This window comes from Sulfurivermis sp. (genome assembly GCF_059410345.1).
On sequence record NZ_JBLJDO010000014.1, the window covers coordinates 1 to 13,171 of the forward strand.

15 protein-coding genes and 1 tRNA gene are annotated in these 13,171 nt (G+C 57.8%); 5 read left to right on the top strand and 11 right to left on the bottom strand.

The window, feature by feature from the left end; genetic code table 11:
* A tRNA-Ala gene (locus ACMV8A_RS11155) sits at nucleotides 1-76 on the bottom strand.
* Between the two features lie 488 nt (nucleotides 77-564).
* Here ACMV8A_RS11155 and ACMV8A_RS11160 point away from each other — a divergent pair.
* From ACMV8A_RS11160 to ACMV8A_RS11180, 5 genes are all read left to right on the top strand, one after another.
* A complete protein-coding gene (locus tag ACMV8A_RS11160) occupies nucleotides 565-1,110 on the top strand; it encodes a NapC/NirT family cytochrome c (RefSeq protein ID WP_495325865.1) in 546 nt (181 codons plus the stop codon).
* A gap of 51 nt (nucleotides 1,111-1,161) precedes the next feature.
* Entirely contained in the window at nucleotides 1,162-2,115 is a 954-nt protein-coding gene (locus ACMV8A_RS11165; protein WP_495325866.1) for an ankyrin repeat domain-containing protein, read from the top strand.
* A 106-nt stretch (nucleotides 2,116-2,221) separates the two neighbouring features.
* Nucleotides 2,222-2,818 (top strand): c-type cytochrome, encoded by a 597-nt coding sequence (locus tag ACMV8A_RS11170; RefSeq protein ID WP_495325867.1) that lies wholly within the window; start codon nucleotides 2,222-2,224, stop codon nucleotides 2,816-2,818.
* 20 nt (nucleotides 2,819-2,838) lie between these two features.
* On the top strand, nucleotides 2,839-4,113 hold the full coding sequence (locus ACMV8A_RS11175; protein ID WP_495325868.1) for an FCSD flavin-binding domain-containing protein: 1,275 nt from the start codon (nucleotides 2,839-2,841) through the stop codon (nucleotides 4,111-4,113).
* A 140-nt stretch (nucleotides 4,114-4,253) separates the two neighbouring features.
* Nucleotides 4,254-4,934, top strand: coding sequence for a c-type cytochrome (locus tag ACMV8A_RS11180; protein ID WP_495325870.1), 681 nt, complete (start codon nucleotides 4,254-4,256; stop codon nucleotides 4,932-4,934).
* Here ACMV8A_RS11180 and ACMV8A_RS11185 read toward each other — a convergent pair.
* Genes ACMV8A_RS11185 through ACMV8A_RS11230 form a run of 10 tightly spaced genes read right to left on the bottom strand, consistent with a single transcriptional unit; the run spans nucleotide 4,928 to nucleotide 13,156 of the window.
* Nucleotides 4,928-5,509: a hypothetical protein gene (locus tag ACMV8A_RS11185; RefSeq protein WP_495325872.1), complete on the bottom strand. Its 582-nt coding sequence runs from the start codon at nucleotides 5,507-5,509 to the stop codon at nucleotides 4,928-4,930. The genes ACMV8A_RS11180 and ACMV8A_RS11185 overlap by 7 nt on opposite strands.
* Before the next feature lie 19 nt (nucleotides 5,510-5,528).
* Nucleotides 5,529-6,113 (bottom strand): SCO family protein, encoded by a 585-nt coding sequence (locus ACMV8A_RS11190; RefSeq protein WP_495325873.1) that lies wholly within the window; start codon nucleotides 6,111-6,113, stop codon nucleotides 5,529-5,531.
* Between the two features lies 1 nt (nucleotide 6,114).
* Nucleotides 6,115-6,579 (bottom strand): hypothetical protein, encoded by a 465-nt coding sequence (locus ACMV8A_RS11195; protein ID WP_495325874.1) that lies wholly within the window; start codon nucleotides 6,577-6,579, stop codon nucleotides 6,115-6,117.
* A 22-nt stretch (nucleotides 6,580-6,601) separates the two neighbouring features.
* The gene (locus ACMV8A_RS11200; RefSeq protein WP_495325876.1) at nucleotides 6,602-7,429 is read right to left on the bottom strand and encodes an ABC transporter permease; all 828 of its coding nucleotides are present in this window, start codon (nucleotides 7,427-7,429) and stop codon (nucleotides 6,602-6,604) included.
* A gap of 18 nt (nucleotides 7,430-7,447) precedes the next feature.
* Entirely contained in the window at nucleotides 7,448-7,951 is a 504-nt protein-coding gene (locus tag ACMV8A_RS11205) for a nitrous oxide reductase accessory protein NosL (RefSeq protein ID WP_495325878.1), read from the bottom strand.
* Nucleotides 7,948-8,799, bottom strand: coding sequence for an ABC transporter ATP-binding protein (locus tag ACMV8A_RS11210; RefSeq protein ID WP_495325879.1), 852 nt, complete (start codon nucleotides 8,797-8,799; stop codon nucleotides 7,948-7,950). The genes ACMV8A_RS11205 and ACMV8A_RS11210 overlap by 4 nt, the downstream gene beginning before the upstream one ends.
* 28 nt (nucleotides 8,800-8,827) lie before the next feature.
* On the bottom strand, nucleotides 8,828-9,793 hold the full coding sequence (locus tag ACMV8A_RS11215) for a NapH/MauN family ferredoxin-type protein (RefSeq protein WP_495325880.1): 966 nt from the start codon (nucleotides 9,791-9,793) through the stop codon (nucleotides 8,828-8,830).
* The gene (locus tag ACMV8A_RS11220; RefSeq protein WP_495325881.1) at nucleotides 9,790-10,644 is read right to left on the bottom strand and encodes a 4Fe-4S dicluster domain-containing protein; all 855 of its coding nucleotides are present in this window, start codon (nucleotides 10,642-10,644) and stop codon (nucleotides 9,790-9,792) included. Before ACMV8A_RS11220 ends, ACMV8A_RS11215 begins: the two co-directional genes overlap by 4 nt.
* Nucleotides 10,641-11,888, bottom strand: a complete 1,248-nt coding sequence (gene nosD, locus ACMV8A_RS11225) for a nitrous oxide reductase family maturation protein NosD (RefSeq protein WP_495325882.1) — start codon at nucleotides 11,886-11,888, stop codon at nucleotides 10,641-10,643. Before nosD ends, ACMV8A_RS11220 begins: the two co-directional genes overlap by 4 nt.
* Nucleotides 11,885-13,156 carry a hypothetical protein gene (locus tag ACMV8A_RS11230; RefSeq protein ID WP_495325883.1) on the bottom strand — a complete coding sequence of 424 codons (1,272 nt, stop codon included), beginning with the start codon at nucleotides 13,154-13,156 and terminating at the stop codon, nucleotides 11,885-11,887. Before ACMV8A_RS11230 ends, nosD begins: the two co-directional genes overlap by 4 nt.
* Nucleotides 13,157-13,171: the final 15 nt, after the last annotated feature.

Genomic DNA, 13,171 nt, shown 5'->3' on the forward strand with positions numbered 1-13,171 from the left:
TGGTGGAGCGGAGGAGGATCGAACTCCCGACCTTCGCATTGCGAACGCGACGCTCTCCCAGCTGAGCTACCGCCCCGTATCGCCCGTCCGTTGCCGGCCGTTAGACGGCGCGAAATATAGCACATGTGCCACTGATTACCTACGCGAGCCCTGGCATGCCTCCCCCCTTCAACGCATGACATATATTGTCATGACGGCATGCCTAATGACAGGTCTGCCACCCTAGGAAAAATCATGGCGCTGAAAATTAACACCTTTAAAACAATGCGTTACGGCATCCGCGCTCCGTCAGTTGAGTGGCATGTATTTTGCCTTCGGTTATACCCTAGTACGCCAAGACCCGGACTGTCGGCAAGCGGTGCCACAGGACACTATATATGTATCCTAGATACCGTACTCAGGAGGGGATATTTGCCTGTCTCGCGTGATCATGTTTAGATGAAAATCTTTATGTGCAGGCAGGTTTGCCGGTACGGGTTGTCAGGTCAGCAGAGACCCGCAACGTCCCCGTGACCCGCCGTAACTGGGTATGAAACAAATATAAAGCTGGGTCATTACACCACCATGAAAAAATACATCATCGGATTTGCGTTGTTTGTCGGCGGTGCCCTCGCCCTGGCTGGCGTCAACGGCTTCTTCGCCTACACCAACACCACCGAATTCTGTATTTCCTGCCACACCATGCGCTGGAACTACGAAGAATATAAGGAAACCAAGCACTACAAGAATCGCGTTGGCGTAAAGGCTGAATGTGCCGACTGCCATGTGCCCAAGGAGTTCTTCCCCAAGGTTGCGGCCAAGATCATCGCGGTCAAGGATATCTATCATCAGATCGCCGGTACGGTGGACACCGAGGAGAAGTTCGAGGCCCACCGCTGGGACATGGCGAACCGGGTGTGGGCTAAAATGAAGGCCACCGACTCCCGCGAGTGCCGCACCTGCCACGAATACGAGGATATGGATTTCAGCGAACAGAGCCGCTCCGCCCGCAACCGCCATGAGCAGGCGCCGATGCGCGGCCGCACCTGCATCGACTGTCACAAGGGTATCGTCCACCACATGCCGGATGAACCGGATGATTACGAAGCCGCCGAAGACGAGGATGCCTAAGGGCCGTGACACGGCCTCGTCCATGCAACGTTCAGGACCGAGAACAGCGCAATGCCCAAAGCAATGAGTGTAAAGACCTTCCTGCTGTTGACCCTACTGTTGCTGTGGGGTGCAGCAGGAAATGCCAAGGATCTGGACAAGGAACTGCGCGAAGCGGCGCTCATCGGCGACGTGGATCAGGCCCGCAACCTGCTCAAGCAGGGCGCCAGCCCCAACGCCAAAACCCCCTTCGGCAAATCCGCCCTGATGTTTGCCGCTGAGGAAGGCAATCTCGACGTCGTCGAGCTGCTGCTGTCCCAAGGCGCCGATGTGAACGCACGCAGCACCGTGGGCTGCACTGCCCTCACCTTTGCCGCCGAACAAGGCGACATCAACCTGGTGAAACGGCTGGTGGACGCCGGCGCCCGCGTGCAGGATAAGACCCGCGCCGGCTGGGATGCCCTCGCCATCGCCGCCCGCTACGATCATGTGGACGTGATGGAACTGCTGCTCTCCCGTGGCGCCAACGTCAATGTGTCGGATCGGGACGGCTACACGCCACTCATGATCGCTGCCGAAAAAGACAACCTCGCCGCCGTTCGTCTGCTGCTGGGGGCCGGAGCCGACCCTGACTTGCGCAACCGCGACGGCGCCAATGCCCTGCTGGTGGCATCTGGCAAGGGCCATCTGCATGTCGTAAAGATGCTGCTGGATCACGGCGTGGATATTCAAGCCGTCAGTGATGACGGCTCCAGCGCCCTGGCCTGGGCTGCCGGCAACGACCATCTGCATACCACCGAGCTGTTGTTGCAGCGCGGCGCCTTCATCAATCACCAGGACGCCAGCGGTAGCACCCCGCTGATGGAGGCCGCTGCCGGTGGCCACACCAAGGTGGTGCGCCTGCTGCTCGAACGTGGCGCCGATGTTTCGATCAAGGATAAGAATGGCGCCACGGCGCTCAGCCTGGCACGGGCCGGCAAACACAAAGATACCGTGCAACTGCTGGAAAAGGCCGGCGCCCGTTAAAGAATTTCAGGAATCACTGGGATGTTGCCAGTGTGGCATGTAGTTAGGTGTAACAAGCGTAGTTGACGACATAAAAGCGAACCAAGAGCAAACCAAAGGAGGTCCCATGAAATACAAGACTATCATGCAGGGCGCCATCGTCCTGGGCGGTCTGGCCCTGGGTGGTGCCGCACTGGCGTCCGGCCCGAGCGCGTCCATGCTGGCCAACACCTGTGCCGGCTGCCACGGCACCGACGGTTCCAGCAACGGTCCCGCCACCCCGTCTATCGCCGGTATGAAGGGCGAGTACTTCATCGAAACCATGCAGGAATACAAGAGCGGCAAACGTCCTGCCACCATCATGGATCGCATCGCCAAGGGCTACAGCGACGACGAGATCAAGCTGATGGCCGGCTTCTTCGCCGAACAGAAGTTCGTCCGCATCGAGCAAGGCGCCGACAAGAAGCTGGCCAGCGCCGGCAAGCGCCTGCACGACCGTTACTGCGAGAAGTGCCATGAAGAAGGCGGCCGCATGGCCGACGACGGCGGCATTCTGGCTGGCCAGATGATGCCCTACCTGCGCTACTCCTTCGACGACTTCATCAGCGGCAGCCGTGAGATGCCGAAGAAGATGAAGTCCAAGGTCGACGAGATGCTGAAGAAGGAAAAGGCCGGTAAGGACAGCATCGAGCAGCTCGTGCATTACTACGGTAGCCAGAAATAAGAATGGGAAGGGGCCAAAACATGACGCACATTACTCGTAGAAACTTCCTCAAGGTTGCCGGCGGTACCGCAGCAGTCGGTGCCATCGGTGTTCCGCACATCGCCCTCGGTGCCAGCAAGAAGGTCGTGGTCGTCGGCGGCGGTATCGGTGGTGCCACCGTGGCCAAATACCTGCGCCGCGCCGATGCCTCCATCGAAGTCACCCTGATCGAGCCCAACAAGCACTACTACACCTGCTTCATGAGCAATGAAGTGCTGGGTGGCGAGCGCACCATGGACTCCATCAAGTTCGATTACACCGGCCTGGGCAAGCACGGCGTCAAGGTGGTCAACGACACCGTCACCGCCATCGATGCTGCCGCGCGCAAGGTGACCACCGCTGGCGGCCAGAGCTTCAGCTATGACCGTTGCGTGGTGGCTCCCGGCATCGACTTCCAGTGGGGTGCCATTGGTGGTTACGACGAGAAGGCCGCCGAGGTCATGCCGCACGCCTGGAAGGCCGGTCCGCAGACCACCATCCTGCAGAAGCAGCTGCAGGACATGAAGGATGGCGGTACGGTCATCATCAGCGCACCGGACAATCCGTTCCGCTGCCCCCCCGGTCCGTACGAGCGTGCTGCCCAGATCGCTCATTACCTGAAGAAGCATAAGCCCAAGTCCAAGGTGCTGATCCTCGACGCCAAGGACAAGTTCGCCAAGCAGGGCCTGTTCATGGCCGGCTGGAAGAAACACTACGGTGACATGATCGAGTGGGTTGGCGCAGCCGGCGGCGGCAAGATCGAGTCTGTCGATGTGGCCAGTCGCTCCGTGCAGGGCGCCGTCGAGAAGTACAAGGGCGATGTCGTGAACGTGATCCCGCCGCAGCGGGCCGGCAAGATCGCCCACACGGCAGGTCTGGTGAACGACAAGGGCTGGTGCCCGGTCAATCAGGGCACCTTCGAGTCCACCATTCATGCCAACATCCATGTCCTGGGCGATGCCAGCATCGCTGGCGAAATGCCGAAGTCCGGCTATTCCGCCAACTCCCAGGCCAAGGTGTGTGCAGCGGCCGTGGTCGCCCTGCTCAGCGGCATGGAGGCTCCGGTACCGGCCTATGTCAACACCTGCTACAGCCTGATCACCCCGGAGCACGGTATCTCCGTTGCGGCCGTGTACAAGCTCACCGACGGCAAGATTGCCGGTGTGGCAGGCTCAGGTGGTCTGACTCCGGCCGATGCCTCGGAAGAGGCCTTGCGCCGCGAGGTGGCCTACGCCCACTCGTGGTTCAAGAACATCACCGCCGACACCTTCGGTTAAGCTGTTCGCAGGCAGGACTGAAAACGGGGCCGCAAGGCCCCGTTTTCATTTCCCCCACCTTGATATCCATCAAATACCTGGCCGCGCCGTCTACATATACTAATTCCAATGAAATCAGTACAGATATTGGAGTCTGCGGCATGAATACGCTGTTGAAACTGGCCACGCTGATGTGCTGCCTCACACCGCTCGGACTGGCGGCCCAGGACAAATTCGACTTGCGCAACGGACGCGACATCAATGAGCTCTGCGCCGGCTGTCATGGCGAATTCGGCCAAGGTGGCAAGGACGGCGAATACCCGCGCATCGCCGGGCAACCGATGGCATTCATCGTCAAACAGATGCACCTGTTTCGCGACCGCAAGCTGGACAACATGGCCATGCTGGAATACGTCAATCCGCGCGATTTCCCGGAAGACGACGTCTATGACGTGAGCGCCTATCTGGCGCAGCTGGAACTGCTCACCCGCCTGCCCCCCATCGACGAAAGCCAACCCTTCGATCCGCTGGAGCGACTGCAAATGGCACGCCGGGTACTGAACATCCCGCGCACAGAGGAAGGTGATCCGGACAAGGGACGGGCGTTATACAACAAGGAGTGTCGTTCCTGCCACGGCACCGACGGCTGGGGACGTCACGACCGTGATGTGCCCATGATCGCCGGGCAGCACACCAAGTATCTGCTGCGTCAGGTGGACAAATACCGCCAGGGGATCCGCATCCACGACGAATCCGATCCGGTGGAATTGCTCACGCAATTCACCGATGCGGAACTCATGGATATCTTTGCCTTCCTGGCCACCGTCGACGACGTTCAGTGAGTTTCACGATGAGTTGTGCCCAGCCGCAGTTCATGCACTCGTAACGCCTTGCGCCCCATGATGCGTAGATAGTGCATCCCCCCGCTGGAGTTGAAGTCCAAGCCGAACTCTTCGCCAGCGCCACAGGATGTGGACTCTGCCATGACGTCGAAAGATGACGAAACAATCTGGGCTGACCAGTCCCCGCCCGTCAGGCGTACCTGCAGTCGGTGCTTGCCTACCCCCAATTCACCCAATGGCACGAAATAGGCATCACCATTCGGACTATGGAAGGAGGCCAGTTGCGCTTCCGACCATACTGCGCGCGACTCGACGCCCGGGGCAATGGCGGCAAAGCCGCAAAACTCCTTCATGTGCTGCAGATAGGTGAACAGCTGCTGGTGCAGGTCATCCGTCAGACGGCCGGCATAACGCTCCACATGGGCGCGGGATCGGGCGTCATCCTGGCCCAGACTCAGGCGTCCACTACACTGTGCCTCATGACAGCGTGCACAGGTGGTGTTGAACAGCACCCAGTGGCGGCTTGAGAGGCTCTCGGTATGACCACTGCCAGAATTCGACAGCAGCAGCAACAACGTCAGGTATCGAACTGAGCTACTGCACCAAAAGCTGACGAATGGCGATGACAATCTTGTCTGGCGATGTACCATGGGGCAAGACCTCATGTAACTTGCCATTGCGATCCAACAGGTAGGTAAGCGAGGAATGATCGACGGTGTAGTCCGTCACACCACCGCCCTGCTCACGGGCATAGGCCACACCATAGTGCCGTGCGACTTCGGCAATCTGTTGCGGCGTCCCGGTGGCCCCGAGCAAGGCGGGATGAAAATAGGGCGTGTACTCTGCCAGCCGCTCCAGCGTATCGCGTTCCGGGTCGACACTGATGAATACAGGCTGAACTGCCTCCAGCTCCTGCGGCGCCAGCTTGTGCAATGCCATACCCAACAAAGCCAGCGAGGTAGGACAAACATCGGGGCACCAGGTATAACCGAAATACAGCACCACCACCTTGCCGCGCAATTGCTGTAGGCTCACTATCCCACGTGGCGTAGCCAACTCGAAATCTCCCGCCGGGGACACTCCTGATGCATGTTCGCCTGGCTGCCAAAACAGCATGCCGGCGAACACCATCAGCAACAAGGCCAGCAGCGAAGCTGGCGCAAGCAAACGCATCGTCATATCAGCGCCGCGAGACGGTATCGAAACGGAACGGCGCCACATAGGTGACGCTGTCGGTCGACAGCATGACCTTGGCTTCCCATGTCATGCGGTTACGTACACATACCGGCAACATGCCCTCGCCTGCATATCCCCCCTCCGCCACTGCATTCAGGAGGAAACGGTTGTAGCCCATATTCATATCGACACCGCTGAAATCTATCTCTGCCCGCCGTACACCGGGAATATTTGTACTCACCTGAAAACTCAGCGGCTCAACCAGAGGGATCGGGCGTGGCGCGATTGTCAGCGTTACCGTGCCGACATTATCGATAACCGCGGTACACACCCCCAACTGGACATCACAGGACGGTGCAACAGCAGTCACCACCGGCAGGTCATTCTGCGGCAACAGATATTTGTAGGCAAACAGGCCCCCCACCGCCACTGCCAATAGCGCGACTGCACCCCACAACCAGCGTTCCATCAGTGCCATTCCTTCCCCGGGATTACGGCAGGTCGCCACGCCGGAACAACAAATAGCCGACACCGGCACAGAGGGTACCCAGCAGCAGCGGGTACAGCGACGCCCACCACAGGTAACCGGTCTCGCCAAAATTATCGAGAATGACAAAAGCCGTAGGACCAAGAAGTACCAACTGCGGATCAAACAGCATCATGGTCGCCGTACGAAACACCTGTAGCGGATTGCTCAGTGCAATGGCCACGGCGGTGTCAGCCGGCAACTGCTCGCGTATCATCACACCCAAGAGAATCAGATCGAGGAACAAAACCAGCGTCAACCACACCACGAAGGCGGCCCCCTGCGCCACATCCGCCGTCCTGGCCATGGACGATATCAACATGCCTATGCCGAGGAAACACCAGGACAGGCCGAACAGGAACACCGTGTAGTAACCGTAGATATGCCACGGCACTTCAGCCCCGCGGGCGACACCCCAGACCAGCGCAGCACTCATGGCCAGAAACACCGGCAGGAAAATCACGGTGAAACGTCCGAGCATCTTGCCCCAATACCATGCTGCCAGTCCGACCGGTAAAGACAGCAAGTACTCGAACACGCCGGCTTCGCGATCACCCGCCACCGAACGTACCGTAGTGATCAGCACGAACAATGGCAGTATCGCCATGGTCAATTGCAGGTAGGTCACCAGGATACGGGTAAGTCCGGTAAAACCCATGATGCGTGACTCGGTCAGGCCGAACACAAACAGGAGAACGACCATGCCGCCGAAGATGGCGGTATAGGTCATGAACCAGCGCGCACGCAGCGACTCGATGACATCGGTAAGGGCGGTGAGCCAAAGATGTTTCATAGCGGTCCTTGATATGACTCAGCGGCCGACCGGCGCGCTGTCGCGAGACAGTGTTTCGGAAAGCGCGTCAGGTGAATTGAACCGCTGCTCCACCAAATGCACATGTTCAAGAGCCTGGGCATAACTCAGAGCCTCCGGCACCGGATCGGCCTGCGCCCCCAACCCATAGGCCATCGGCGTAATACGCTCTTTCACATAATAGGCCGCGCGCGCATCGATCCAGGCCCCGGTACGGTAATCGTTGACCCAGATTTCGGTGCGCGGATCCCCACGCCAAGGTTGCTGTTCCAGCCACAGCACAGCGCAACCGATGTCATCAAATCGGTACACCTTGGTCTTTTGCCCCTCAGCCCCACCGCGGACCTGGGCAGAATACAGCCGATCACTCAGCACCATCCGGCAACGCTCGCAGACGTCGCGGTCCCATTTCACCTCTGCCGGGCCGGTTTCCGGCTCACCGGAACACCCCGCCAGCACACCCAAAAAAATCAACGACAGAAGAAGACGGGAGGCGACGCTCATTGCCCATTCTCCCGCATCTCGATGGCCGCCAGAACACCGGCATAGCGTGATAGCACGCCCAGAAAGCGCAGGCGATCGGGGGCCGCCACTTTACCGTGCCAGGATAAGCCCTCGGCCACAAAGCCCCAGTCCGCGATGGCCTTGGCAAACGCTGGCTCGTCGCGACTGAGACGCACGTCACATTGCAGTGTACTGGCCATGTCCACCGTGTCAGCGACACGATCATCCAGCGTCACTGTCCCTTGATCCATTTCGACCACGCGATTGACGAGCGAAGCCACCTCATCCAACCGATGGCTGGAAATCAGCATCACGGCATGCTCTTGGCGTTCAGCCAATAATTGGAACAGATTGTGGCGGGCCTCCGGATCGAGATTGGCTGCGGGCTCATCCAGAATGAGCAAATCCGCGTTACGCCCCAGAGCAACGCTAATGAGCAGCTTCTGCTTCTGTCCCCCGGACAGTTTTACGAACGGCTGACTGGCAATGCGGTCGGTATCCAAACCAAGACGGGCGGCTACCTGTTTCATATCAGCCACCTGTGAGCCGCACAGATCGGCCGCAAATTTCATCAGCTGCGATACCGGCATCTTCAACGGCGGCGGCAACTGCGGAACGAAACCCACATGGGCGAGTACGGTCTCGCGCTCCAAGCGCGGATTCTTGCCAACCACCGTAACAGTGCCGTCATGGGTATATTCGCCCAGCAGGCAACGGATGAGCGTGGTTTTGCCGGCACCATTGGCGCCGATCAAGGCGATACGCTCACCACGATTGATCGTCAGGTCGATACCGCGCAATACCTCGGTACGACGGAATCGTTTGGACAGCCCGTTTATAGTTATCACGCGTACACCCGTTAGTCGGCGGATATTTTTATAGCACCTTGTTCAGGCCCTTGATTTCATAGCGCAACGAACCGGTGGGACAGGTATCGATGCACAGGCCACATCGCGTACAGTCGGCGCCGATAGGCACCTTGACATCCGTGGCCCGCCCCTTAATCACCGGCTCCAGCACATGAGGCACCTCGCAGACCTTACGGCATTCCCCTTCGTGCTTGCATGACTCCACATTGTAAACAACGCGCAGTGGCGAAAACAGACCGACCACACCATAGGTCATGCCGATGGGGCAAACATAGCGGCACCAGGCGCGTTGCGATACAAAAATTTCGAATAGCAACAGGAACGCCACCCAACCCAAGGCCAGACTCGCACCGTAAATAATGGCGCGGCTCAGGATGCCGGTAGGTGAAATGGTTTCAAATACGGTGTAACCGGTGGCCAGCGCCAACAGCGCGAAAACCACATAGAACACCGTCCGCACACCGCGATGGAAGGTGTAACTCGTGATCAGCTTGCGTTCTACCAACCAAAGGTGAATCTTTTCTGCCCACTCGGCTACCAGATGGTAAGGACACACCCAGGAACAGAACGTGCGGCCGCCAAGCAACAACCATAGAATAAATATGGTTACCGTACCAATAAGAAGATTAAGCACCACATGCTTGAACGCCAACATAACCTGCAGCGCCGCATTGAGGTCCGCCATGTGGAAGCCGATGAACCTGGATGCGGTCAGCGCGCCTTCGAGCAACTGCACATCAAAATAATAAGACACCACAAACAGCAGATTGACGGTTATCAGCGTTGCCCAACGGCGGTTGCGCCATTTGTGGGAATGATGTGCCGCATGCTCCGCCCGAATTTCCTCCAGCGTAACTTTTTCACCCCGCTTATAGAAATGAATCTGTTTTACTTCAGGCGTGAAATCCTCCGGCTTGGGCTTGCTCGGTGCACGCCCCAGCAGTTGCAGCAGAGATTCTTTGAAGAAGTTCATACCCGCTCCACCGTGCTCTCAATATCAACGACAATGGCCGCCGGTTCCGTCGGACAGACCATTTCGCAGGCACCGCATCCGACGCAGCCGTCCAGCACGACAGGCCGCATACGCATCACGCCATCACCACGGTCTTCCGCTTGCAGCTCAATGGCATGACGCGGTGGACATTGATTGATGTCGCCGGATGGAGGTTCACCAGCCTGACATTGGGCAATACGAATTTCTATCGGGCAATGACTTACACAGAGGTCGCATATCTCCAGATCGAACCGTTGCTCATGCACTCGCTGCGGCTTCCAGCGATCAATCTCGACATAACGAAACAGTCCATCAAATTCCGGCCCGCGAATCTGACCCTTGAACCCCTTGCCGTGCATGGCCAGGCAGAGATCGGGGCGGTCCAGACGCGCGAATCCCATGCGAATCTCGTGGGGATAATTGAGGTCATGCGACAAGGCGCCCGTGGGGCAGGCAAGAATGCATTGCAGGCCGTCACAGGAAAAATCACATGCCTGCGCCCTTGCATCCACATAGGGAACACCAACACCGAAGCCGTCCATAATGTCGGCCAGTTTGATCGCCTCAACCGGGCAAACCTGAACGCATTGACCGCATTTGATGCAGGAGGCCAGAAGCTCCGCCTCGTCCAGCGCACCGGGCGGGCGCAGGCGCGGATTCCATGAACGCGCGACCGGCACATACCCCATAGCAGATATGCCTACTATGCCGGTGAGTAGCATCAGCGAACGCAGAAATTGGCGTCGTTCCTGCTGCTTGCGGCGATTGACCACCGGCAATTCCGCGTTGTCCGGACTGCCTTTGCCCGAGGATTGCTTGTCATCACTCATGATTCGCCTCTGACCCTGATCACTGGCACAGCGTCGCGCAGCAACAGTTTGGGCGGGCTGAACGGCGCCAGGCGTTCCAGAAAATCCAATACCTCTAGCAGGGGCGAGCCCTTGAAGAACTGCGCCGGCGGCACGTCCATCCATAGCCTGTCTGCGTAGGCGTGCATTTCGTGTGGCGTGTCACCGATGCCATCATTGTCGCGATCAAACCCTTCATAGTCATCCCAGTGGTTGCCTTGCCAGAGGTGACGCGTAGCCGTCCCGCCGCCGCCGACCGCCACCTGTGTCAGGTTGCCTTTGAACTGGTTGCCGCGAAACTCATTGCCTATCCAATCATTATGGAACCGCACCGCAATGCCGTTATAGGCAACAATATTATTGATAAAGGCATTGGTGGTATCCGGCTCATACGGCGATACATCAATATAGATACCATTGGCGCAGTAGAGAATCTGGTTGTTTTCGGTAACGACATTGGATGATTCCTTGAAGCCGATACCAACACCGGTAGTACCAGTGGCATTGCGAATGTGGTTATTGCGCATCACCACACCGTCGCTATACATCACAAATATGCCTACCGAATTATCAAAAAAGGTATTGTCTTCAACCAGATTGAATTGTGAATACATGAAATGCATGGAGTAGCGGCCGCCACTGGCGGTATTACGCGAGATCGTGTTGTCGCGCGAGTACCAGATGACAATGTCCCTGGAGTTCGTCACAACGTTGTCCATGATGCGGTTGTCGTAGCTGTACCACAATCGGATAGCATCCCCGCGCATGCCAAGCTCTATGTTCTTCGAGCTGATACGATTACGGCGCACGATATTGTTGTTGGACTGCTGCAGATCGATGCCAAACAAGGTGTCTTCAATCACATTGTCCTTGATGACATTGTACTTGCCGCGCACCTGAATGCCGGAATCGAGATCATTGTGAGATAGCCCCGAACCTACAAGGCGTAACCCGGAGATGGTTGCGCCATCGGTATCCACTACCAGCACTGTGCCGCGACCACCGGCATCGATGGTGACCTTGCCGTTCCCCTCCAACGTCAGCGGCTTGTCCAGGATGGCTGGACCGCGGTAATACCCTGGTTCCAGAACCAGTGTACCGCCCGCCTTGGCTTCGTTCAGGATCGGCTGTAACGGCCGCGCCTCTTCGGCAACAAGCGCCGCGCTACCTAACCAAAATAGAAGCCCTACGCCCCAAAGGGCAAGGGAACGTGGCACTACCGTCATGCGTCCCCCGCTTCGCTGGTCATGATTTGCTTGCGGCGCAGCAAGGCCAGTGCTGCCATCACCACACTGAACAACAGCATCAGGCCAAAACCGATGTGGGGATAGGAGTGGGTGGAGAACTGGGCCACCTTGCCGTCACCAAATACCGTAGGCATGAACGGTTTGACGGTAAATGCCGCCATTTCATGCAGGCTATGACCAAACCACCACAGCCACGCCGCATATTCGATGATGAAGAATACCGGCAAGGCCATCGGGGCCAAGGCCAACACCCAATACAGGAAACCGCGTGACTGCCGCGCCCCCCACAGCAATAGCACCATGGCGCCGAGAATACCAACAAACAGCAGGTGCGTTGCCAGTTTCAAGGTGTCAACCATCGGCCCGATTTCTTCCGGATTATTGAAATAGCGGCCCAAATTCTTTTCATAGTGCCAGGACATTACCTGGAAGCCACTACCAGTCCATACATCGTCCCGCCCTTTGCGCCGCTGATCGTGTTCAAAGGTGACACGCAGGCTGTCGATATAGCGCTCCTTGTCGCTGGCAGGCTTCTCGGCCTTTTTCGGCTTCACTTGTTCCACCGGCGCTTCCTTTTCGGCCATGGCGCGGCGTAGCTGTTCGATCAAGGCCCGCCCAGGATCCATACTGGCAGCCTGTTCATTGCTTTCACCTTTTTCCTGATCCAACGATGCCAGCAAGGCATCCACATAACCGGTGTTCTGCAGGCGAATTCCATTATCGCTATACATGGTCATATACATCCATCCCGCGATTACGATGAAACCCACAGCCATGACCCCAAGGCGCACCTTGCGCCAGGGCAGGGCGAACCCCACCACCATCACTCCCAGCAGCACCATCAGGAACTGTGAATAGGCCTTCTCCACCGGGCCACCGGCAGCAATGGGATACATACCCACGTAATGATTGATGGTATCCATCTCATGCACGCAATCCAGTGCCTCATCCTCGCGGATCTCGGCCTTCTCCACCATGGTGCAGCCGTTGAACACACCATTCATGTGGAAATGGATGCGCACACCATCAGGAAAGGACTCGGGCGGATAATTGGGGGCCTTGAGCGATACCCACCAGGTGGGGGTGTAATAAATCGCCACCAGCAGTACAAGGGCAGTCAGAGTCAGCAGCCCGGTGAGGATGAGCTTTGTGCGATCTTGTGCGGAAGTCATGGCGTTCGCGTTCCTTGAGTCAGGAAAGGAGTTGAACGGCACACCCGAAGATGGGCGTGGATAAAGATGCTGCAATTATCCGCCGTACCG

What these genes read in the sequence shown, in the direction of transcription:
- ACMV8A_RS11170 (WP_495325867.1), top strand. Translation starts at nt 2,222, where the DNA reads ATGAAATACAAGACTATCATGCAGGGCGCCATCGTCCTGGGCGGTCTG.
- ACMV8A_RS11215 (WP_495325880.1), bottom strand. Translation starts at nt 9,793, where the DNA reads ATGAACTTCTTCAAAGAATCTCTGCTGCAACTGCTGGGGCGTGCACCG.
- ACMV8A_RS11175 (WP_495325868.1), top strand. Translation starts at nt 2,839, where the DNA reads ATGACGCACATTACTCGTAGAAACTTCCTCAAGGTTGCCGGCGGTACC.
- ACMV8A_RS11195 (WP_495325874.1), bottom strand. Translation starts at nt 6,579, where the DNA reads ATGGAACGCTGGTTGTGGGGTGCAGTCGCGCTATTGGCAGTGGCGGTG.
- ACMV8A_RS11200 (WP_495325876.1), bottom strand. Translation starts at nt 7,429, where the DNA reads ATGAAACATCTTTGGCTCACCGCCCTTACCGATGTCATCGAGTCGCTG.
- nosD (WP_495325882.1), bottom strand. Translation starts at nt 11,888, where the DNA reads ATGACGGTAGTGCCACGTTCCCTTGCCCTTTGGGGCGTAGGGCTTCTA.
- ACMV8A_RS11205 (WP_495325878.1), bottom strand. Translation starts at nt 7,951, where the DNA reads ATGAGCGTCGCCTCCCGTCTTCTTCTGTCGTTGATTTTTTTGGGTGTG.
- ACMV8A_RS11190 (WP_495325873.1), bottom strand. Translation starts at nt 6,113, where the DNA reads ATGACGATGCGTTTGCTTGCGCCAGCTTCGCTGCTGGCCTTGTTGCTG.
- ACMV8A_RS11220 (WP_495325881.1), bottom strand. Translation starts at nt 10,644, where the DNA reads ATGAGTGATGACAAGCAATCCTCGGGCAAAGGCAGTCCGGACAACGCG.
- ACMV8A_RS11180 (WP_495325870.1), top strand. Translation starts at nt 4,254, where the DNA reads ATGAATACGCTGTTGAAACTGGCCACGCTGATGTGCTGCCTCACACCG.
- ACMV8A_RS11160 (WP_495325865.1), top strand. Translation starts at nt 565, where the DNA reads ATGAAAAAATACATCATCGGATTTGCGTTGTTTGTCGGCGGTGCCCTC.
- ACMV8A_RS11165 (WP_495325866.1), top strand. Translation starts at nt 1,162, where the DNA reads ATGCCCAAAGCAATGAGTGTAAAGACCTTCCTGCTGTTGACCCTACTG.